This is a genomic window from Kitasatospora sp. NPDC028961 (assembly GCF_055564815.1).
Map to the genome: position 1 here is coordinate 602,850 of NZ_JBVHVO010000002.1, position 21,490 is coordinate 624,339.

Below are 21,490 nucleotides of genomic sequence, written 5' to 3' on the forward strand. Positions count from 1 at the left end.
TTTCTCCGGCGGCGTGCGGCTCCCCAGCACCGCGGGCTCCCGACACCGCGGCTCCCCGACACCGCGGCTCCCCGACACCGCGGCTCCCCGACACCGCCGGGCCCGCACGCCGCGGCCGGCTGATCCGGTCACCCGCCGCGCAGCTTTCCGAGGCCCACCCGCATGTTGCGGATCGCCCCTTCGGCCTGGGAGCGCAGACCGCAGGCCTGGAGGAGCGCCGCGGCCTCGCGGCTGACGGTGATGCCCTCCTGCAGTTCTCCGAGGTCGACCAGGACCGCGCCGAGCATGAACAGGGCGGTGCCCTCCGTCTCGCGCGCTCCCAGGGCCCGGGCGAGATCGACCGCCCGCCGCCACACCGGGGTCGACTCGACGTAGTGACCGGCTCCCAGCAGGGCTTTGCCGAGCGAGACCTGGGCGGTGAGCTCGTTCCCGTGGTCGGCGGGGGGAGCCGCGAAGAGGGTGGCGGCCTGTCGGCAGGGTTCGACCGCCCGGGGCCACTGCTCGATCCGGAGATGCATCTCGCCCGCGTTCAGCCACGCTGTCGCGGCCGAGCGCGGGTTGCCCGAGGCCCGGTACGACGCGGCGGCCTCGGTGAAGGCACCGGCCGCCCGCTCCTGCTGCCCGGCCTGGTGGAGCGCCGCGCCGAACTCGAACCAGGCCATCGCCCGGAGCGGGTCGCCGAGCTCCAGCGGCACCGTCGTGGCCCGGCCGGCGGCGGCGAGGCGCTCCTCGGCCCGGCCGGTCTCCCGCGACGCCATGGCCAGCAGGATCAGCGCCTTGACCTCCCCGGGCCGGTCGCCGATCGTCCGATGGACGACCGCAGCCCGGTCCGCCACGTCGGCCACGGCGTCGAACCGCTGCGTCTCCTGGAGCGCGGAGCACTGATTGAGCAGGGCCGACCCCTCGCGCCAGAGCTCCCCGAGGTCCCGCATCAGGTCGGCGCAGCGGCCGTTGACCGCCGCGGCCTCCTCGAAGCGCCGGCCGTCCGACAGCGCGGTGCCGAGACTGTAGAGCGCCGACCCCTCGCCCAGCCGGTCGCCGGCCGCCGCGTAGAGATCGACGGCGCGCCGGGCACCGCTGATCGCCTCGTCGGGACGCCCCGCCCGGATCCGGCTGTTGCTCAGCCGCACGAGTGCCGCGGCCTCGCCACGTGCGTCGCGATCGGCGCGGTGGGCGGCGGCCGCCTGCTCCAGGGCGGCGGCGGCCTCGTCCGGTCGGCCGAGCCGGGTGAGTGCGTCGTGCAGCTGACCGAGCGCCAGTCCTTCGCTGCCGTGTTGGCCCAACTCCCTCAGCAGTTCGACGGCAAGGCGCCCGGCGTCGACCGCTTCGGCGAACTCCTCCGCGTCCACCAGCGCGCCGGTGAGGCCGAGCAGGGCCCCGGCCTCGCTCGACCGGTCGGCCGTCCGCCGGCTCAGCCGCACGGCCCGCTCGAAGGCGTCGACGGCCTCCGCGTTGTCGTGGAGGGCGAAGCAGGCGACGCCGAGCCCGTAGCAGGCGTCCCGCTCGTACCGGCGGTCGCCGAGTTCCGCCCACATCCGCGCGGCCTCGCGCCACGGTGCGACGGCCTCCGACGGCCGCCCGGAGCGCTCCAGGGCCCGGCCCAGGTTGTGCCAGGCCGCCGCCGGGTGGCGGGGGTCGTCCGGCCTGGTCGGGCCGTTCAGTGCCGCCGCCGCCTCGCGGCACAGCGGGAGGGCTTCGTCGACCCGGCCCGCTTCCAGGAGGACGGCGCCGTACTGGGAGAGCGCCACGGCCTCCTGCTCCCGGTCGCCCGCCGCCCGGCAGTGGGCGAGCAGTCGCTCGGCGAGGGGGAGGGCCTGGTCCAGTTGCCCCGAACCGACCAGGTTGGCGCAGAGGGTGAGCGAGGCCTGCCTGGCCCGGCGGGGCTCTCCGGCGGCCTCGTAGAGCGCCACCGCACGTCGCAGCGCGGTGGTCGCCTCGGCGAGTCGCCCGCTCCGCGACAGCGCCTTCCCGAGGCTGTGCCGGGCGTCGACCTCTTCCAGGGGATCGCCGCTGTCCTCGTACTCCCGCCTGCCCGTGCGCTCGTAGAGGTCGGCGGCCCGCTCCAGGGCGACCACCGCCTCCTCGTTCCGGCCCAGTTGGAGGAGCGCCTCACCGCGGGTGTAGAAGGGGTGGCCGTGCTCCCGGCCGAGCTCCTCGTCGAGGGCGCAGGCGGCGTCGGCGGCCTCGACCGCCTCCCCGTACCGCCCGGCGCGCCGCAGGTGGTCCGCCAGGTTGCTGAGCGACACGGCCTCGAACTCCCGGAAGCCCAGCTCGCGGGAGATCCCGAGGGCGCGCCGGCCGACGGACACGGCCTCCTCGTACTGCCTGGCCCGGGCCAGCGCCGTGCCCAGGTTGAGCAGCGCGGCGGCCTCGACCGCGCGTTCGTCCGTCCCGGCGTACAGCTCGACGGCCTGCCGGGCCGCCTCGACGCGCTCCTCGGGCGCGCCGAAGGGCAGGGCGCTCAGGTTGAGGAGCATGTGCGCCTTGTCGCCGGGCGCCCCGGACTCGCCGTACAGGGCCGCCAACCGCCGCAGCAGGCCGGTGAGTTCCCAGGGTGCCGTGCTGCCGCCGGAGCCCAGAGCCTGATAGAGGTCGGCGGCTTCGCGCAGCACCGTGACGGCCTCGTCACGCCGGCCGAGTTCGGCCAGCCGGTCGCCGTGCGCCTCCAGGGCCCGGCCCAGGCCGCGCCGGTGGATCGCGGGATCGACCTCGGCGAGTGCCCTCGCCAGGGCCACGGCCTCCTCGGCCGCGGTCAGGGCAGGTCCGGAGGTCCGGTCGCCGTGTTCGGTCCGGCGGGGGAGCGTCGCGCTCAGGTGGACCAGGGAGGTCACCAGATGCGGCCGGTGTACGGCCGGATTGGCCTCGGCCAGGCGCCGGAACAGGCCGACCGCCTCCTGCGCCGCCTCGACGGCCTGCTCGCGGCGTCCGGCTTCCAGCCGCACCCGCGCCAGGCTGCCCAGCGCCCGTGCCAGATCGCCGAGGTGGTCGCCCGGCCGGACCGCGGCCAGCCCGCGCAGCACGGCGACCGCCTCCTCCGCCGCCGCCACGGCCTCGTCCCGGTGGCCCTGTCGCAGGCGCAGGGCGCCCAGGCCGCTGAGGGCCCGGGCCAGCTGGGCCGACTGTCGGTCGGGGTCCTCGGCCGCGAGCTGCCGGCGCAGGGCCGTCGCCTCCTCGGCGACGTCGAGGGCTTCGCGCGCCCGGCCGCAGTCGGCGAACCGTCCTCCGAGGTCCGTCAACGACCGGGCCAGGGCGGGGCGGTGGCCCGGGTCGTGCTCGGCCAGCTCGCGCAGGAGGGCGGTGGCGCCCTGGGACTGGGCGAGCGCCTCGCTCCAGCGCCCGTGCCGGGCGAGGGCGTTGCCGAGTTCGGTCAGCGAGCCTGCCAGCCGGGCCCGGTGCCGGGGGTCGTCCCCGGCCTGCCACCGGTTGAGCCTGGCGGCCTCCTCCGCCGCCGCCAGGGCGGGCCCCCACTTGCCGGCGTTGGTCCGGCGCCTGCCCAGCGTCCCGTACAGCCCGGCCCGTTCGGCCGGGTCCGTGCTGCCGTCCAGGCGGTGCGCGGTCAGCCGCTCGACCACGGCCAGGGCGCCGGCGTCCAGGTCGATGTGCTCGCCCTCGGGCAGCAGCGGCTCCACGTGCTCCAGCACCGTGAGCAGCTCTGGGTCGATCGGGCGGCCGTCGGCGCTGTCGGCGCCGATGGCGGAGAGGCCGGTCAGGGCGGCGCTGCCCGCTCGGAGCGCGAGGTCGGGCCGGTCCCGCAGCACGGGGTAGAGCACGGTACCGCCCACATGCGGCCACCGGTCGGCCGCGGCGGCCAGGAAGGCGACGGCGCGGGGCGCGCAGAAGGCCGTGCGGTCGTCGGTGAGCAGCCGCGCGGGGACAGCGGTGGCCCAGGCGTCCGTGGGAAAGCCGGTGACGGGGTGGCCCGGCAGGAGCAGGGCGAGGAAGTCCTCGGCCAGCCGGTCGGGTAACAGCGGCTCCAGCGCGGTGCCGCGGTCGGAGGGCGGGTAGCAGACGGCGTGGTCGGCCAGGGCCCGGTCGACGGGCAGCCCGGGCATGACCCGCTCCAGGACGGTCACGGCTCTCGGGCGGGCGACCGGCCCGGAGAGGATCGCCGTGAACACCGTCCGCGCCATCACCTCGTCGGGCGTGCCGTAGTCCAGGCCCCGCCCGCTGTTCTCCTGGAGCTGGCTCCAGTTCTCGCGCTCGCGGTCCAGCAGGTACGTGGTGAGGCCGATCATGTCCGTCGGTGGCGTGCGGCCGCAGGCCGCCGCGTCCACCGCGACGAGGGCGGCCATGTGCAGGGCCAGCGTCAGCCCGAAGTCGGCGTGACGCAGGTCCCGGGGCGGCCGGATCGGGGCCGGGGCGCCGAGTTCGGGGTAGTGGCGGACGAAGCAGTCCCTGGCCGCGTCGAACATCGCGCCCCGGAGCTGTCCGTCGTCGGCGAGCGGCCGCAGCAGCTGGTCGGAGGTGTGGATGCTCTCCCGCAGCCGGTCCAGCTTGCCCCGTAGCGCGGGCCACTGGCCCGCCGACCGGCCGATGAGCAGCACCCGCGCGGGGACCGGCTGCCGGAGCATCATGTTGTGGAACAGCCAGCTCAGGTCGGACAGCGGCCACCGGTCGGCGTAGTCGACCAGCACCAGCACCCCGGCGCTCCCGTCGAGACGCAGATCCTGGCTGCCGTGGGCCGGCGGATGGGTGTCCGTTCCGTGGACGGCCTCCGCGACCACCCAGCCCGCCCGCTCGGACTCCTCGGCCAGCCGCCCGGCCAGCCGGGTCTTGCCCTGGCCGCCTTCCCCGTGCAGCCACCGCACCGCGAACCTCGGTTCGGCGTCACGCCAGGCCAGCAGCTCCGCCATCTCGGCGTCGCGGCCGGTGAAGTCGACGACCTCGGCACGCGCGTCCAGCAGTCGGCTGGGCTGCGACCTGAGCCAGGCCGGGTCGGGACCGGCCGGGCGCCGGTGGCGCAGCAGCAGGTAGACCGGCGTACCGTCACCGAACACGTGGATGTCGGCGCCGACGGCACCGTAGGCGAAGCCGCCCTCGGCACGGACGTGTTGGACGTGCCGGGCCCCCTGGACCCGCTGGGCGGGTGGGGCCTGTGGAGCCGGCACGGGCGGTGTGGCCTGTTGTCGGTCGGGCGGGGTCCCGTCGGCGCGTCCCGTACGGGCGTCGCTCACGCCTCGGCCTGCCCGCCGTCCGCGGCGGCGCCGTCCGGGGGTGGCACCTCGCGGGCGTGGGCGCCCTGGTAGTGGATGACGTTCCCGCCCTGCGCGCCGTAGACCGTGGCGTTGTCGCGGGCCACGATCGTCTGCACCCAGCCCCGGCGCTCCTCGGGCAGCGCCTCGCGGAGCGCGGCGAGCAGGTCGCGCAGCTCGGGCTCGACCTCGGGGCAGTCCCTGAGCAGACGGGCGAGCCTGCGCCGCCAGACGGGCGCGACGTCCTGGCGGACCTCGTCCTGCTCCTCCGGGGCCGCGTCGCGGACGAGCTCCTGGTCGGCGTCCAACTGTGTCTCCACGCCCGCCTCGTGGTTCGGGCCCAGCCGTCCGAACATCGCGGCGATCCTCGCGCGGGCCACCCCGAACGCACCCGTGGCCAGGGCACCGGCGAGAACGATGGCGCCCTCCTCGGCAAGACCTCCGAGTCCGTCGACCGTGGTCGGCAGATTGGTCATCATTGCCCCCTCCGTTGATTTCCGGTGCCGACAGCGTACAAGTGACGGATTGTCAGCGGCGGGCGGTGGGGGCGGAACGAGCGGGGTGAGCGCGGTCACAGGGGTCCTGGCATCACCCTGGTCGAAGCCGTCCGTGCGTGGGCTGCCCACCTCGGTGGAGCTCTTCGCCGAGCACCGAGGTTCGCGGCCGACCCACCGTCGGACATATCGGGGGCCGCCTTCGCGGGTGCGGCCGGGGCCTGCCGACCGCTCAGCAGACCCGGCCGCACCGGCCGGCTCGGCCGCTCCCGGCTGCCCGCGGCCGGCCGGTGCGGCGGCAGGTCACCAGGCGGTGCAGGCTCCGCTCGTCCTGATCGCCTCGAAGTTCGCCTTGAAGGCGTCGTGGACGGCCGGGTCGTCGATCTTCAGCAGGGTCTCGTCGTGGGACCGCAGGTTCGGGTAGGTGTAGTTGTGGCTCCCGGTGAACACCAGCTTGCGGTTGGCGGCGCCCAGGTAGGTGCCCTCGATCAGCAGGTACTTGGAGTGGATGCCGATCGACCGGGTGGTGCCGTCGCCGTTCGGCGCGGTGCCCCAGCAGCGGGCGGCCAGGTCGAGCTTGCCGGCCAGCGCGTTCTTCACGGTGGTGCCGAGGTTGCCGCTCTCCCCGTTGTGCAGCAGCTCCACCTGGCAGCCGGCCTTCTTCAGCTCGACCAGCTTGTCGGCGACCTGGACCCGGGTGAAGGCGTACATGGCGATCCGGATCCGGGTGGCGCCGCCCGCGCAGTCCGTGTTGCCGAGCAGGGAGACGACGGTGTCGGTGGACGCGTCGTCGTTGTAGGCCGTCCCCGCGCTCTCCTGGCGGGGGAAGAAGTACGTCTTGTACGGGCCGGCCTGCTGGCTCAGGTAGTTCGTCGCCAGGCCGTTGCCGGAGGAGCCGTACGTCACGAGGTCCTGCCAGTACGTCCGGTAGGCGGCGTAGAGGCCGGAGCCGGCGTCGGGGATGGTGACGGCGTTGTTGAAGAGGTTCTTGCGCTGGCTGGTGGTGAGGTTCGCAGAGGTCTGGAACACCACGTTCTCGGTGCTGCCGACCTTGGAGAACAGGAAGAACTTGTTGTGGTTGATCGCGCCGTCGTCGTCGTCGTTCAGCGCCCGGTTGCCGATGCAACCGCGGGTGTCCGGACAGGCCAGCACCCAGGAGTCGGCGTTCTGGTCGGTGCCCAGGCCGGTCGGCGCGGCGAGCGTCGCGTACTCGGACCCGGTGGCCTTGGGCGGGTTGCTGCCGGGCTCGTAGGCCGGCATGGCGTCCCCGTCCACGACGAGCCTGACCTTCACGCCGCGCTGCTTGGCCGCGATCAGCGCGGCGCTGACACCGCCGTCGGTGAACAGGTACATCGAGCCGTTGATCTCGGCTCCGGCCGGCGTGCGCTTGATCAGGGAGATCAGCTGGTTGCGGATGGCGTCCTGGGAGGCGGCCGGCCCCGCCGGGTTGTTGAACGTGGTGGTGAGCGCCACCGGCGTGTCCTCGGCCGCTGCCATCGGCACCCCGAGCAGCGACGCGCCCACGACCAGCGCCGCCAGCCCCGCCGTCGTACGGACCTTCATCTGCATCTCCCTCTGTCGACACATCGATACAGGGGGTCACTGTACTTCCCATGATCATTAAGAATGATCATGGGTCGGTCAACAGATGGGCCAGGGGTGGGGGCACTCCGGGGCGCCCCGCTCACCGGACCCGTCCGCGCAGGGGCGGGGGCAGCGGGTACCCCGGGCAGGGGCGGGCGGCAGCGGGTACCCCGGTGCCGGCACCGTGGCCGGGCGGCAGGGAATGCCGCGTCACGCCGACGCCCCGAGGTGCTACCCTGCCTATGGCGATGCTGGAAGCCCACCCTCAGGGTGCGGGAACCAGGCGCCACTGCACACCGGAGTCCCCGCCGTAGCGGCCCGGATCCCGCCACACCAACCGCTTCTTCCGGCGGTCTCCTGCCCGACGCATCGCCGGCACCCGACTGGCGCCCGCCCGGCAGGCAGCCGACTTCCCCTGCCCAGCCCCTTCGTGTGCCCGGCCCCTTCGTGGCCGCGCCGGGGCCGCGTGTCCCGCCCGAGCGCCGGCGCAGCCCGCTCCGGGCGTCCCGCCGGGCCGTACAGCTCTCGTCGCCGGTTCCTGCCGCCCCACCGGGGCCGCCCGGCGCCCCTCACCCTTCGCCATCATCCGACAGCCCAGGAGTACCTTCTCGTGACGACCACCACCGAACCGTCGACCCTCGCGCCGCTGGACGGCCTGCTGAAGACCGACCTCCACCAACTCGCCTCCGCCCTGGGCGTTCCGGGCGCCGCCCGGCTGCGCAAGGACGAACTCGTCGAGGCGATCATCGCCAAGCGCTCTCCCGGCCGGCCACCGGCGCCGGCGGCCGGTTCCCGGCCCGCGGTGACGGAACGCCGGGGCAGCCGGCCCGCTGAGCCGGCCACCACCGAGGACAGCGACCTCCTACCGGTCGCCGGCGTGCTGGACATCCGCGAGGGGAAAGCCGTCCTGCGCACCTCCGGCTACCTCCCCGGGCCCACCGATGTGCACCTGCCCGCCAACCAGGTCCGCGCACTCGGCCTGCGGACCGGCGACGTCCTGACCGGCGCGACCGCCCCGCGCACGCCCGCCCCGCGCGGGGACGGCACCGTCCGCCCGGCGTCGACCCGCATCGACACCGTCAACGGCCGCACCGTCGACGGGGCCCGGCACCGGCCCGCGTTCCACGAACTGACGCCGCTGTACCCGCAGGAGCAGCTGCGCCTGGAGACCGGTCCGCGGGAGCTGATCGGCCGGGCCGTCGACCTGGTGGCCCCGATCGGCAAGGGCCAGCGCGGTCTGATCGTGGCACCTCCGAAGGCCGGCAAGACGATGGTCGTGCAGTCGATCGCGGCGGCGATCGCCCGGAACCACCCCGAGGCGCACCTGATGGTCGTCCTGGTCGACGAGCGTCCGGAGGAGGTCACCGACATGCGGCGCTCGGTCCGGGGCGAGGTCATCGCCTCGACCTTCGACCGGCCCGCCCGGGAGCACATCGCGCTCGCCGAACTCGCCGTCGAGCGCGCCAAGCGGCTGGTCGAACTCGGCCACGACGTCGTCGTGCTGCTCGACTCCCTCACCCGTCTCGCCCGCGCCCACAACTCCGCCGCCCCCGCCAACGGCCGCACCCTCACCGGCGGCATCGACGCCGCGGCCCTCCAGCTCCCGAAGAAGCTCTTCGGCGCGGCCCGCAACACCGAGAACGGCGGCTCGCTCACCATCCTGGCCACCGCCCTGGTCGAGACCGGCTCCCGGATGGACGACCTGATCTTCGAGGAGTTCAAGAGCACCGGGAACATGGAACTCCGACTCGACCGCCGTCTCGCCGACAAGCGCGTCTTCCCGGCAGTCGACGTCAAGGCCTCCGGCACCCGCCGCGAGGAGCTCCTCCTCGGCCCCGCCCGCACGCCCGCGGCGTGGACGCTGCGCCGGGCGCTGAGCGCTCTCGACGTCCAGCAGGCCGCCGAACTGCTCCTGGACCGGCTGAAGCGGACCGGCGGCAACGACGAACTCCTGCGCCAGGTGGCGATCGGCTCCCCGGCCCGCACGGTCTGAACCGAAGACACCCGCGGACCGCTGACGGCCTACCGCGGTCGAGCACCCTCCACGGCCGCGTCCCCGGCCCGGAAGAGTGCCTCCGGACGCGCCGCCGAACCGCCGGGACCTCGCTCTTCACGATCCTGCCCCGCTACACCCACGGGCGGGACCTCCCGGCGGAACTGCCCGGCCATCCCACCGTGCAGGCACTCATCGACGCCTTCGCGGACAACCTGGACCTGCGCAGCGACCTCTACTCCCACCGCAAGGAGAGCGAGGTCGAACGCGACGGCAACACCCCGGACGCCCACCGGGCGCTGTCGGCCTGCGCGGACGGCTTGAAGGACTGGCTGGCAGGTGATCACGCCAGGCACCCGCAGACCCGCCGGTATGCCGTCGGCGCGTGACTCCGCGCCGCCTGGCGGGCCCCGACCGACCGACGGCCGGCCACGCCGGTTCCGGCGGTCGGCGCCGGCGCCGTGGCCTTCGTGGAGTCCACCGGCCTGAAGCCGGTCAGAGCGCCACACCGTGGTGCTGGGCGACGGCGAGGAGGGCGGACGTCACCATGCCTGCGAGCGCCATGACGTAGGGCACGAACTCGCGGGCGTCCGCGTGGTCGGCGAGGCGGAAGCTCAGGTCGTTCTCGTGCCAGGGGCTGTAGTGCCTGGCCTCGTCGTCGAGGAACGACCGGGCGAACTGAGCCGGGGTCCGGCGGTACCACACCGAGCGCGTGAAGCTGCTGTAGACGGTCTCCTTCGTCACCTCGGCGAAGCCGACCGGATCGCGCCGCGACCGGTCGAGCGTCAGGGTCAGCGTGTCGTAGGGGAGGACCCCGCCGTCGTAGTTCCGGAGTCTCCAGCCGCGATTGGCGGGCTCCGAGGGGACGACCGGCAGCTCGACGCCCGGCCGGGCGAGGTGCGGCGGCCGGTCGAGGGCGAGGTGCCAGCCGGACACGGACTGCTGGCTGCCCACGGTGAAGACCCGCATGCCGGGTCGGCCGGCCGTGTCGAGGGCGGCGCCCAGCCGTTCGGCCGTGGACGTGATCTCCTGCTCCGCCGCCTCCCGGGCCCGGGTGTTCACCGTCGCGCTCAGCACGTCCCGCCACCATGCGGGGAACTGCCCGGGGCCGACGATCTCCTCCACCGAGCGGCGGGCCTCCCGCTCCCACTCCACCCGGGTGCACCCCCGTCCGGCCAGTACGACGAGGAGCTTCGCCACCTCGCGCGCGGTCAGCGCCGGTTGCCCGGGCCGGCCGGCGTCCTGGGGAAGGACGAGGAGGGCCTGCCCCTCGTAGCGCCAGGTCCACGTCCGGAGGTCCGCCGCCCGGGCGAGGTCGGTCCACCGCTGCTTCCACTGCCGCAGAGCGGCGATGTGGGCCAGCCGTGCGGCCTCCGCGCGGTCCCGCTCGCGAGCGCGGACCGCTCGTTCCTCCTCCCGCGCCACCGCGACGCGTGCCTCGACCTCCTGACGCACCGGACGGTAGGCCAGGGTGGCCGCCGCCAGGTGGGCGAGGTACACCTCCTCGGCGCGGCCCAGGCGCACCGCCCCGCGCCGACGGGCTCCCGGGACCCTCCTGAGCGCGCCCCGGCGGGAAGCCTTCGCCCAGACCTCCCTGAGCCGGGCGGAGGCCGAATCGACCGCGCGGACGTAGGCGGCGAGCGCGTCCTGCCAGCGGCGCACCTCGTCGTCCGTCACCGTCAGGCGCACCCGGTCGGTGGTGCGCCCCCCGACGGCCTCCCACGGGGGCACACCCGGGCGGCCGGGCAGCGGCTCGCCCTCGACGCCGTAGGCGACGACCTCGGTCGCCACCCGTTCGCTCCCGCGCCAGGTGTACCGCAGGACGGACCGCCGCTGCTCCGACACAGTCTGCTCCTTCCCCGCCCGGCCGAGCGCCGTCCCCGGCACGTACCCCGGCCGAAGGGTCGCTCAACTCCCCGGGCGGGGCGGCTTCTAGCACAGGTGGCGGTGGATCTGCCGGGATTCTCCCGTTCTTCGCCGAAGTCCGGCGGGTGCCCGCTTCGGCCGCTTATCGTCACCATCCTGTCGCCACGCGTGGTGGCGCAGCGGTCCGGTACAGCAGTGGTTTCGGTACGGCAGCGGTTCGGCACAGGGGAGGCCCGTCGATGGCCAGCGAGTTCCAGCAGCGCAAGCTCCGCAACGTCTTCGCCGCGTTCGACACGGACGGGGACGGCTGCTTGCGGCAGAGCGACTTCGGGGCCCTGGCGGAGCGGTGGAGCCGGCTGCCGGCCGTCCAGCGGGACGCGGGGCTGAGGGTCAGGGTCGAGGCGCTCATGACGGGCTGGTGGGACCACCTGCGCACGGTCGCCGACACCGACCACGACGGTACGGTCGACATGGACGAGTTCCTGGCGCTCGTCGACCGGCTCCCCGCCCTGCGCGAGGTCGTCACGGCGACGGCCGACACCGTCTTCGACGCCGTGGACGAGAACGGGGACGGCCGCATCTCGCGCGCCGAGCACCGCAGTCTGGTCGACATCTGGCACGGCCGGAGCGTGGCGACCGACGACGTCTTCGAGCTGCTCGACCTGGACGGTGACGGGTACCTCAGCCGGGCCGAATTCGCGCTCCTGTGGGCGCAGTTCTGGATCAGCGCCGACCCGGCGGAGCCCGGCAACGTGATGTGCGGCCGCATCCCGGAGCGGTGATGCCGCCGCCGAGCGAGCGGGCGTCACCCGGCTGAACGGCTGAACCCGCTCTCCCGGCCGGTGCGCGGGCGGTCGCGGCCGGCGTGGACGGTGTCCGTCACGGCGGTTCCCCGGCGGTGAGGGGTGCGGTTCCAAAATCAATACTGGACGACGTTATTTATTCGACGCTACATTGCATCCGTGTTTCCGGATCGGCGTGACGTGTCGCCGCCCGGGCATGTGGCGTGGGCGACCGGCTCGTCCGTCACTGGAGACAACGTTGTCATGACGGTGCCCCGCCGAGCACCGAGGCGGCGACGGCGCCGGTACCGAACGTCGGACGACGGGCCCTGCCCCGCCACCCAGCTTTGAGGATGCGACATGCGTGCACAGCGAGCCGAGCCCGGCCGAAGAGGCTTCCTGGGCGGATCCCTGCTGGCGGTGGCCGGTATGGTCGTCGGCTGCAGCACCGGCCCGACCGGCGGGTCCGGCGCGAGCGGCGTCAAGACCACGTTGAACGTCTGGTCCCACGCCTACGGGGAGGCCGGCACCCAGGAGGCGCTCACGCGCTACGCCACGGCGTTCACCAAGGCCCACCCGGACATCGCGGTGAAGGTCACCTGGATCCCCGGCGACTACGAGGGCAAGCTCAACGCGACGCTGCTCACCGACGAGGCCCCGGACGTGTTCGAGAGCGGCGACTTCAACGAGGGCATGGCCCGGCACGGGCAGCTCGCGGCGCTCGACGACGTGTACGGCGCTGCCAGGTCGGACTTCAGCCACGGGGACCTCGACTACGTGACCGTCGCCAACAAGCTGTACGGCGTCAAGATGATCGACGACCTGATGATGCTCTACTACCGCAAGAGCGTGTTCGCCAAGGCCGGGATCGCCCCGCCCCGCAGCTTCGACGCGCTGGCGGCCGCGGCCAGGGCGCTCACCACCAGGAGCACCAAGGGCCTGTTCGTCGGCAACGACGGCATCGGCGACACGCCGGCCCTCGCGGTGTTCTCCAACGGCGGTGCGCTGGTCACCGACGGCAGGGCGGACTTCGACTCACCGCAGGCCGTCGAGGCGATGAGCGCCCTGAAGCGGCTGCGCGACGACCAGTCCCTGCTGCTCGGCTTCACCACCGACTGGTGGGACCCGTCCGCGTTCACCCAGGGCGTCGTGCCGATGCAGTGGTGCGGTCTCTGGGCGATGCCGGCCATCAGGACGGCGCTCGGCGACGACTTCGGCGTGCTGCCGTGGCCCGCGTTCAGGCCCGGCGGCGGCCCGGTGGTCCGCGTCGGCGGCTGGACCAGCTGCGTCAACGCCAGGAGCCGGAACGTGGCCGCGGCGAAGACGTTCGTCCGCTGGCTCTGGGTGGAGCGGACCGAACTGCAGAAGGACTGGTCGGAGAGCTACGGCTTCCACGTGCCGCCGCGCCTGTCCGTGGCCGCGAGGTCGGAGGGACTGCGCGGGGGGACGGCGCAGGAGGCCGTCGACCTGGCCGCCAAGTGCGGCAGGTACAGCCCCGCCCTGTGGAACAGCACGGTGAACACGCTGTTCGCGGCGGCCGCCGTCAAGGTCGTCGGCGGGGGAGACGCGGCGCAGATCCTCGCCGACGCGGCCAGGCAGGCCCAGGCCGAGATCGACCGGCAGCGCGCCTGAGGAATGCCCGGTCCGCCGCCCCGGCGCCCCGCGCTGCCGTCCGGGGAAGCGTTTTCGCGGGGCAGGGGTGATTCCCGGCGACGGACCGGGTGTTCCGCGGTGAGGCCCTGGTGGCGGGGGGATTTCGGCCGCTCGGGGGTGCGGGCCGGGAATTGCGAGCCGCCGTACTTCGGAATGCGCTCCGCCTTGTCCGGGCCCGCGGGAATTCCGGTGCGGGGCGGATCCCGGCGGGTCCGGCTCCGGATTCGGGTATTCGCTCCGGCGGGGATTCCGGGCGCCGCCCCGGCGGTCGGGATGCGGCCGCTGCGGGGCGGGGGCAGGGTCGAGGTATGAGCGGAGTGATCGTACTGGTCGAGCTGGAGCCGTCCACGGAGGTGCTGGACGCGGGAGAGGTCGACGTGGGCGCCCGGATCCGCTGGGTGCACGCGGCCCCGGCCGACCCGGAGGTGCCGGAGGACCCGGGGCCGGTCACGTTCTGCGGGATCGGCACGGGCGACCTGGAGCGCGAGAACTACCGGCCGTCCGGGCCGGGGCAGCCCTGGTACCCGCCGTCCCAGCGGACCCGTCGGTGCCGCGCCTGCGAGTCCGCGCTCAGGGTGCTCTGAGTTCAGGGTGCTCTGAGCTCAGGGTGCTCTGAGCGGGTGGACCGGGGCCGGCCGGGCAGCGGGCCGTGCCTCTCCGGGCACGGTCCGCTGCCCCGAAAGGGCCGACCCGCCGGGTCAGGGGGTGGGCTCGGTGATCCGGCCGTCGTGGAGTTCGATCACGTGGTCGGCGAGTTCCATGAGGGTGGGGTCGTGGGTGGCGACGAGGGCGGTGACGCCTTCGCTGCGGACGACGGCGCGCAGCAGTTCCATGATGGCGCGGCCGGTCTCGGAGTCGAGTTGGCCGGTGGGTTCGTCGGCGATGATGAGGTCGGGCTGGTTGGCCAGGGCCCGGGCGATGGCGACGCGTTGCTGCTGTCCGCCGGAGAGTTCGGCGGGGCGCTGGTTGGCGTGGTCGCTCAGGCCGACGAGGGCGAGGAGGGTGCGGGCGCGCTCCTCGCGCTGGGGGGTCGGGACGTTGCGCAGGCGCATCGGGATCCCGACGTTCTCGCTCGCGGTGAGGACGGGGAGGAGGCCGAAGGACTGGAACACGAAGCCGATGCGGTCGCGGCGCAGGGCGAGCCGCTGGTTCTCCTCGAGGCCGGCGAGATCGGTGCCGTCGAGGGTGATGGTGCCGCCGGTGGGGGTGTCGAGGCCGCCGACCAGGTTCAGGAGGGTGGTCTTCCCGGAGCCGGAACGGCCCTTGAGGGCGGTGAGTTCGCCGCGTCGGGCGGTGAAGGAGACGCCGCGCAGGGCGTGGACGGTGCGGTCGCCGGTGCCGAAGCTGTGGGTGAGGTCGGTGACGGTGACCATGTCGGTGGTGACGGTGGCGGCCGGTTGCTGCGTCATTGGGCGTCCCCCTGGGTGTTCCTCGACTGAAGTGAAGTACTGATGACGGGCGTTCAAGCTGAGGTGTGCATGGCATTTTGATCGAACGCCGAACCGCGCGCCACGGTCGGCCCGTTGTTCCTGTCCCGCCGGGTGGGGGTCCGATGTACTGCCAACGCGGAGAATTTGCTCACTAGTTACATGATTCGCGCAAGTCCCTTCCGTTTGAAGAGCGAATCTGACAGCATCGTCCGCTATCCGGTGATCAAGCGCCGGTGATCACCGTAGCGGTGCGTAACAGGCGTCCATCCCGTGGCAGGAGAGTGCCCGGACGGCGGCGCCGGGCGCGACCGGGATGTTCCGGGGGAGGCAACAGGATGCTCGGCTTCGTCGTGCGCCGTCTGCGCGGGCGGCTGCCGTTGGCCGGCGCCGTCCTGCTCACGGTGCTGATCACCACGGCGGTGCTCACCGCGCTGGTGGCCTTCAACCGCACCGTGGGGGAGGCGGGGCTGCGGCAGGCGCTCCAGGCACCCGGCCAGGCCGCCCGGACCACCGTTCTGGTCAAGGCCGAGCACGGCCAGGACAAGCGGGCCGCGGACGACGCGGCGGTCGCCGGCTACGCCGGCCGGCTCTTCGGCGGACTGCCCGTGCACCACGAGAGCCTGACCCGCAGCCGCTCCTACGGCCTTCCCGCCACCGCCACGGCCGCCGGCCAGGCCGCCGCGAAGCAGACCGATCTCACCCTGCTCGCCACGCTCGACCACGACCGGGTCACCCTGGTGGCGGGCGCGTGGCCGGCGGCGGCCGGGGCCGGTCCGGTCCAGGCGGCCGTGCCACAGGCGGCGCTCGCGAGGCTGGGCCTGACCGCCGGGGCGCTGCCCGCCGAGGTCCGGCTGGACGACCGCCTGAGCGGCGCGCCGCTCACCGTCCGGCTCACGGGCGTCTACCGCGCCACCGATCTCGCCGACCCGTACTGGCGGTTGGACCCGGTGGGCGGCCGCGAGATCCTGGTCGGCGGCTTCACCACCTACGGGCCGCTGCTGGTCGACGACAGCGCCTTCACCGCCGCCGGCGTTCCGCAGAACGGCCGGAGCTGGCTGCTCGGCGCCGACTTCTCCGCCGTCCGCGCCGCCGAGGCCGCCGCCGTCCGGGACCGTGCCGCCGGCCTCGCCGCGGAGCTCGGCACCTCGGCCGGTCTCCAGGTCTCGACCGAACTGCCGCTGTTCCTCCAGGAACTGGACTCCAGCGCGCTGGTCGCCCGCTCCACCCTGCTGATCGGCGCGCTGCAACTGGTGGTGCTCGCCGCCGCGGTGCTGCTGCTGGTGGTGCACCTGATGGCGGCCCGGCAGGTGGGGGAGAACGCCCTGCTCGCGGCGCGCGGTGCCTCGGGCGTGCGGCTGGGCGCGTTCTCGGCGGCGGAGTCGGTGCTGCTGGCGCTGCCGGCGGCAGTGCTGGCGCCGTTGCTGGTTCCGGTGCTGCTGCGGGCGCTGACCCGGTTCGGCGCGTTGTCCCGGGTGCCGCTGGACACCGGTCTGAGCTGGACCTTGTGGCCGGTCGCGGGTGTGAGTGCGCTGGCCTGTGTGGTGCTGACGGCGGCTCCGGCGGTGTTCCGCGGCGCGGGTGGCGCGGTGCTGCGCCGGGCGGGGCGCCGGCAGGCGCTGGTGGCGGGCGCGGTGCGCTCGGGTGCCGACCTCGCGGTGGTGGCGCTGGCGGTGCTGGCCTACTTCCAGCTGGCGCGCTACAGCGGCGGGCTGTCGGCGGACTCCGACGGCAAGCTGGGGCTGGACCCGGTGCTGGTGGCCGCTCCGACGCTGCTGCTGTGCGCCGGCACCCTGCTGGTGCTGCGGCTGCTGCCGTTCGCCGCCCGGCTGGGCGGCAGGCTGGCGGCGCGGGGCCGGGGCCTGGCGCCGGCCCTGGCGGGGTGGCAGCTGGCACGCAGGCCCGGGCGCGCCGCGGGGCCGGTGCTGCTGCTGGTGCTGGCGGTGTCGACGGGTGTGCTGGCGCTGGGTCAGCATGCCAGCTGGTCGGGATCGCAGCGGGACCAGGCGGACTTCGTGTCGGCGGGCGGTCTGCGGATCTTCGGGTCGGCGACGGCGTCGATGGGGCAGGGCGGCCGGTACGGGGCGCTGCCGGGCGGTGAGCGGCTGGTTCCGGTGGTCCGGCAGGAGAGTTCGCTGCCGGGCGGTGCGGCGGGTCAGCTGCTGGCGCTGGACGCCGCCGGGTTCGCGGACCGGGTGCCGGTGCGGGCGGACCTGCTGGGCGGGCAGAGCGCGCGGGAGGTGTTCGCGCCGCTGGCCGGGCCGGCCCCGACCGGGGCGCAGGCCGGGCTCCCGCTGCCGGGCAGCCCCCGGCGCATCGACGTCGAGCTCACCAATGTGCCGGCCGCGCCGGCCGAGGCGCGCCCCGAGGTCTGGCTGATGCTGCGCGACCGGTTCGGTGCCACCTTCCGGGCCCCGCTGGCCGGGGTCCCCGAGCAGGGCGGCGCGGTGGCCACCGCCGACCTCTCGGCGCTGACCGGCGCGCCGGTCGGCTCCGCCGCCGCGCCGCTCACGATGGCCGGGCTGGTCGTGGTGTTCGGCTCGGACCGCGTCGTCCCGCTCAGCGGCACGCTGACCGTCGGGCGGATCGGCCTCGCCGACAGCGCCACCGGACCGGCCACCCCCGTCGCAGCCCCGGCCGGCCTCGCCTGGACCACCGTCGCCGCCTCGGACGACGAGCTGTCCTCCTCCGCGGTCCTTCCGGTGGGGGAGGGTGAGGGCGAGCGGCAGCTGCTCAAGCTCCACTACGAGAAGGGGCACGGCGGCAGGAACAGCGCGGAGGCGATCGTCGCCCCCGCCGGCGCCCCGGCTCCGAAGGGGATCTCCGGGGTCGCCACCCGCGCCTATCTGACCGCGGTGGGAGCGGCGGTCGGCGACCTCGTCCAGGTGCCGTTCGCGAGCGTCACGCTGCAGGTCGAGGTGACGGGCGTGGTCGAGTCGCTGCCGGTGGTCGGCGACCGGGCGGTCGTCGTCGACCTGGCCACCGTCGCGCGGCAGATCGGCGCGGGCGGCCGGCAGCTGCCGGCCGTCTCCGAGTGGTGGCTGCCCGCCACCGGGCCGGGGGACGGGGTGCCGGCCGCGGCCGCCGCGAAGCTGCGCGCCGAGCCGGGGGGCCAGCAGCTGGTGGTCCGCGACGAGGTGGCGGCTGAGCTGCTCGCGGACCCGATCGGTGCCGCGCCGCAGAACGCGCTCGCCGCGATCGCCCTGGTCAGCGCCGTGCTGGCGGCGATCGGCTTCGCCGCGGCGGCGGCGGCCTCGGCCCGCGAACGCGCGGGGGAGTTCACCGTGCTGCTCGCGCTCGGCACCCCGCGGCGCCGGCTGAGCCGGACGGTCGCCGCCGAGCAGGGCGTGCTGGTCGCGCTGGGCAGCCTGGTCGGGCTGGCCCTGGGCGCCCTGACCGTCCACCTGGTGGTGCCGCTGGTGGTGCTCACCCCGTCCGCCCACCGGCCGGTGCCCGAGGTGCTGGTCGACCTGCCGTTGGGCCCGGCCCTGCTGCTCGCCGCCGCGATCACGGCCGTTGCCCTGCTGTCGGCCTCCCTGAGTGGGCGCCGCCGCCGTCGAGACGTGGCCGCCCGGCTGCGGTACGTGGAGGAGATGTGACCACCCCGGCCGACACCGGTACCCCCCGCCCCGCGCCGAGGCCGGAGCACCGCCCCGCGCCCTGGGTGCGGACCAGGCTGCGGACGGCGCCGCTGGCCGCCGCGCTGATGGCCGCGCTGGCCTTCGTCACCGTCCTGCTGGCCGCCGCCTTCCCGCGCGCCGTCGACCGGGGCACCGACGACGCGCTGCGCGAGTTCCTGCACGACCGAGGCCCGTCCTGGACCAGCCTGCTGGCCACCGGGCGCCACCAGTACGACGCCGCCGACCTGGACAAGGTGGCGGCGAAGCTCGCCTCCTACCCGAACGAGACCTTCCGGTTCGCGGCGAGCGGCCCGGTCTACGGAACGCGCAGCAACACGTCGCGCCCGATGTTCAACACCGGGTACGCGCGCCCCGACGAGGTGCCGCCCCGGCTCGACCTGGTCTCGCTGCACGGCCTCACCGACCGGGTCACCCTGGTGGCCGGCCAGTGGCCCGGCGTCGGCGGTGGCAACGGCCCGGTGCCGATCGCGATCAGCAGGGCCGCCGCCGACACCATCGGCATGCACCTCGGCGACCTCGTCGACGCCGGATCCTCGCTCACCGGCGAGCCGGTCCGGGCCGAGGTGGTCGGCGTCTACGTGGCCAACGACCCCGACGACCCGTACTGGGTGGGCCTGCCGTGCCCCGAGCGGGCCTGTCGGGAGGCCACCGCCAAGGTCAAATGGCGCACCGGCGGTGTGGTCTCCCCCGACGCGACGGACCGGATCGCCCCGTGGGGCGGCGGCGCGACGGACTTCTGGCGGCTGCCGGTCGACACCGCCGCCCTGCGCGCCGACCAGCTGGACCGGACCAAGGAGGAGATCTCCTCCTACCTCGCCGGCTCCACGGCGCTGCGCCTCACCACGCTGACCGGCCGCGAGGACCTGCGGGTCGGCTCGGAGCTGCCCGAGCTGTTCGGGCAGGCGGTGGCGCGCCGGGACGCGGCGGCGCCGTTGGCGGCGGTCGGTCCGGCCGGGCTGGCCGGGGTGGCCGTGGTGGTGCTCTGCCTGGCGGCGGGGCTGGCCGGGGACCGGCGGCACGGTGAGCTGGCGTTGCTGCAGGCCCGCGGCGGTTCGCGGGGCGGGGTGGTACGGCGGTTGCTCGGCGAGGGCGCGGTGACCGTGGTGCCGGCCGCGGTGGTGGCGACCGGACTGGTGTGGTGGGGGCTGCCGACCCCCCGGTGGTGGGGATCGATGGTCGCGGCGCTGGTGGTGCTGCTGCTGGCGTTGCTGGGTCTGCCGGTCCGGGCGGCCCTGCTGTGGTCGGCGCGGCGTGCGCCGGGTGGCTGGCGCCGGCTGGTGGGTGAGCTGGTGGTCGGGGCGGTGACGGTCGCGGCGGTGCTGGAGGTCCGGCGCCGGGGTGTGGTGCCGCCCGGCGACGGGCTGGACCCGTTGCTGGTGGCGGCGCCGTTGCTGTTGGCGCTGACGGGTGGGCTGGTGCTGGCCCGGGTGCAGCCCGTGCTGGTGGGCCTGTTGGCGCGGGCGGCGGGCCGGGGTTCGGGGGTGGTCGGCTTCCTGGGCCTGGCGCGGGCCGCGCGGGGATCGGGCGGCCGGCCGCGTCCGTCGGTGCTGCCGGTGTTCGCGCTGATGCTGGCGGTCACGACGGCCGGCTTCGGCGCCACCGTGCTGGACGCCGTCGACCGTGGCCGGGCGCAGGCCGTCCGGAGCGCGGTCGGTGGCGACGCGGTCGTCGGGGCACCGACCGGCGCCGTGCTCCCGCCGGGCTTCCTCACGGCGGCCGGCGCGCTGCCCGGGGTGCGGACGGCCACCGCCGTGTGGTGGGACAACGACGTGTTCCTGCTGGGCAGCGACGCCGGGCCGATCCGGGTCAGCTCCCTGGTCGTGGACCCGCGGACGTACGCCGAGCTGTCCCGGTCCGTCGGTCGCGGCGCCTTCGACCCGGCCGTCCTCGCGGGTGACGACGGCGGGATCGACACCCCCGTACCGGCCCTGTTCAGCACCGAACTCGCGCGGAGGATCGGTGACGGGGGCTACCGGCTGCGGATGCCCAACGGGTGGGAGCTGCTCGCCAGGTCGGCCGGTACCCTCGACAGCACTCCGGCACTGGAGAGCTCCACCCGACGCTTCGTGGTGCTCCCGGCCGGCCCCTCGACCGCGCGCTTTCCCGAACTCAAGCGTGCCAACCTCTGGTTCGCCACCGGCGACATCGACGAGCGGCGGCTGAAGGGGCTGATGCGCGAGCTGGCACCGGTGCAGCTGCGCGACGGCTCCCCGGAGGGTGCCGCGTTGTCGGCCTCGGACTCGGCGTCGACGCCCGGGCCGACCGCCGCGCCTTCGCCGTCCGGGGCCGCCACGGCGGCGCAGGCACCGGCCGGGTCCGACGCCGACGCGGTGCCGACCGGGTACCTGGTCCGCACCAGTGCCGCCCGCTCCGCCGAGCTGGCGAACGACCCGTTGCAGCACTCGGCGGCCCGGCTGTTCTGGGCGGCGGTGATCGGCGCTGCCGGGTTCGCGCTGCTCGCCGTCCTGCTGACGCTGCTCCGGGCGGCTCCGGAGCGGGCGGCCGTGCTGGCACGGCTGCGCACCATGGGGCTGCGGCCCCGGCAGGGGCTGGCGTTGATCGTGGCCGAGACGCTGCCGCAGACCCTGGTCGCGGCCGTCGGCGGCGGGGTGGTGGCGTGGATCGCGGTCGCCCTGCTCGGTCCGGCGATCGACCTGTCCGCGTTGGTCGGCGCCCCGGTTCCGACCGGGCTGCGGCCGGCGCTGCTGCCGGTGCTGTTCCAGGTCCTCGGCCTGGCGGCGCTGGTCACCGCGGGTGTGCTGGCCGAGGCGCTGATCTCCGGCCGGCGCCAGATCAGCACCGAACTGCGGGCGGGGGACCAGCGATGACCGGCACCCGGCCCGCGCGGCCACCGGCCG

Annotated in this window: 12 protein-coding genes and 1 pseudogene; 8 read left to right on the top strand and 5 right to left on the bottom strand. The window is 75.0% G+C overall.

The features are described from left to right. Positions 1 to 128: 128 nt before the first annotated feature. From ACZ4UX_RS06825 to ACZ4UX_RS06835, 3 genes are all read right to left on the bottom strand, one after another. Entirely contained in the window at positions 129 to 5,108 is a 4,980-nt protein-coding gene (locus ACZ4UX_RS06825; RefSeq protein WP_465705872.1) for a tetratricopeptide repeat protein, read from the bottom strand. A gap of 62 nt (positions 5,109 to 5,170) precedes the next feature. Beyond that, the gene (locus tag ACZ4UX_RS06830) at positions 5,171 to 5,671 is read right to left on the bottom strand and encodes a hypothetical protein (protein ID WP_465705873.1); all 501 of its coding nucleotides are present in this window, start codon (positions 5,669 to 5,671) and stop codon (positions 5,171 to 5,173) included. 318 nt (positions 5,672 to 5,989) lie between these two features. Continuing rightward, entirely contained in the window at positions 5,990 to 7,249 is a 1,260-nt protein-coding gene (locus ACZ4UX_RS06835; RefSeq protein WP_465705874.1) for a phospholipase D-like domain-containing protein, read from the bottom strand. Positions 7,250 to 7,472: 223 nt separating this feature from the next. Here ACZ4UX_RS06835 and ACZ4UX_RS06840 point away from each other — a divergent pair. From ACZ4UX_RS06840 to ACZ4UX_RS06850, 3 genes and pseudogenes are all read left to right on the top strand, one after another. Next, positions 7,473 to 7,982: pseudogene (locus tag ACZ4UX_RS06840) on the top strand (hypothetical protein); the annotation flags it as partial. 3 nt (positions 7,983 to 7,985) lie between these two features. Next, on the top strand, positions 7,986 to 9,263 hold the full coding sequence (rho, locus tag ACZ4UX_RS06845) for a transcription termination factor Rho (protein WP_465705978.1): 1,278 nt from the start codon (positions 7,986 to 7,988) through the stop codon (positions 9,261 to 9,263). Further along, entirely contained in the window at positions 9,260 to 9,652 is a 393-nt protein-coding gene (locus tag ACZ4UX_RS06850) for a terpene synthase family protein (RefSeq protein WP_465705979.1), read from the top strand. Before rho ends, ACZ4UX_RS06850 begins: the two co-directional genes overlap by 4 nt. 106 nt (positions 9,653 to 9,758) lie before the next feature. Here ACZ4UX_RS06850 and ACZ4UX_RS06855 read toward each other — a convergent pair whose 3' ends face one another. After that, a complete protein-coding gene (locus ACZ4UX_RS06855; RefSeq protein WP_465705875.1) occupies positions 9,759 to 11,108 on the bottom strand; it encodes a serine/threonine-protein kinase in 1,350 nt (449 codons plus the stop codon). Positions 11,109 to 11,368: 260 nt separating this feature from the next. Between ACZ4UX_RS06855 and ACZ4UX_RS06860 the strand changes: the two genes are divergently transcribed. The 3 genes from ACZ4UX_RS06860 to ACZ4UX_RS06870 all read left to right on the top strand — a co-directional run bounded on the left by ACZ4UX_RS06860 (position 11,369) and on the right by ACZ4UX_RS06870 (position 14,148). Next, the gene (locus ACZ4UX_RS06860; protein WP_465705876.1) at positions 11,369 to 11,911 is read left to right on the top strand and encodes an EF-hand domain-containing protein; all 543 of its coding nucleotides are present in this window, start codon (positions 11,369 to 11,371) and stop codon (positions 11,909 to 11,911) included. 360 nt (positions 11,912 to 12,271) lie between these two features. After that, the gene (locus ACZ4UX_RS06865; protein ID WP_465705877.1) at positions 12,272 to 13,543 is read left to right on the top strand and encodes an ABC transporter substrate-binding protein; all 1,272 of its coding nucleotides are present in this window, start codon (positions 12,272 to 12,274) and stop codon (positions 13,541 to 13,543) included. Between the two features lie 329 nt (positions 13,544 to 13,872). Further along, positions 13,873 to 14,148 (top strand): hypothetical protein, encoded by a 276-nt coding sequence (locus tag ACZ4UX_RS06870; RefSeq protein ID WP_329485884.1) that lies wholly within the window; start codon positions 13,873 to 13,875, stop codon positions 14,146 to 14,148. Positions 14,149 to 14,262: 114 nt separating this feature from the next. Here the strand turns inward: ACZ4UX_RS06870 and ACZ4UX_RS06875 are convergent, their stop codons facing one another. Next, positions 14,263 to 14,973 carry an ABC transporter ATP-binding protein gene (locus ACZ4UX_RS06875; RefSeq protein WP_465705878.1) on the bottom strand — a complete coding sequence of 237 codons (711 nt, stop codon included), beginning with the start codon at positions 14,971 to 14,973 and terminating at the stop codon, positions 14,263 to 14,265. 356 nt (positions 14,974 to 15,329) lie between these two features. Between ACZ4UX_RS06875 and ACZ4UX_RS06880 the strand changes: the two genes are divergently transcribed. After that, complete coding sequence (locus ACZ4UX_RS06880) at positions 15,330 to 18,590, top strand: FtsX-like permease family protein (RefSeq protein ID WP_465705879.1); 3,261 nt, start codon at positions 15,330 to 15,332, stop codon at positions 18,588 to 18,590. Continuing rightward, a complete protein-coding gene (locus ACZ4UX_RS06885) occupies positions 18,587 to 21,460 on the top strand; it encodes a hypothetical protein (RefSeq protein ID WP_465705880.1) in 2,874 nt (957 codons plus the stop codon). The genes ACZ4UX_RS06880 and ACZ4UX_RS06885 overlap by 4 nt, the downstream gene beginning before the upstream one ends. The last annotated feature ends 30 nt before the right edge of the window (positions 21,461 to 21,490 follow it).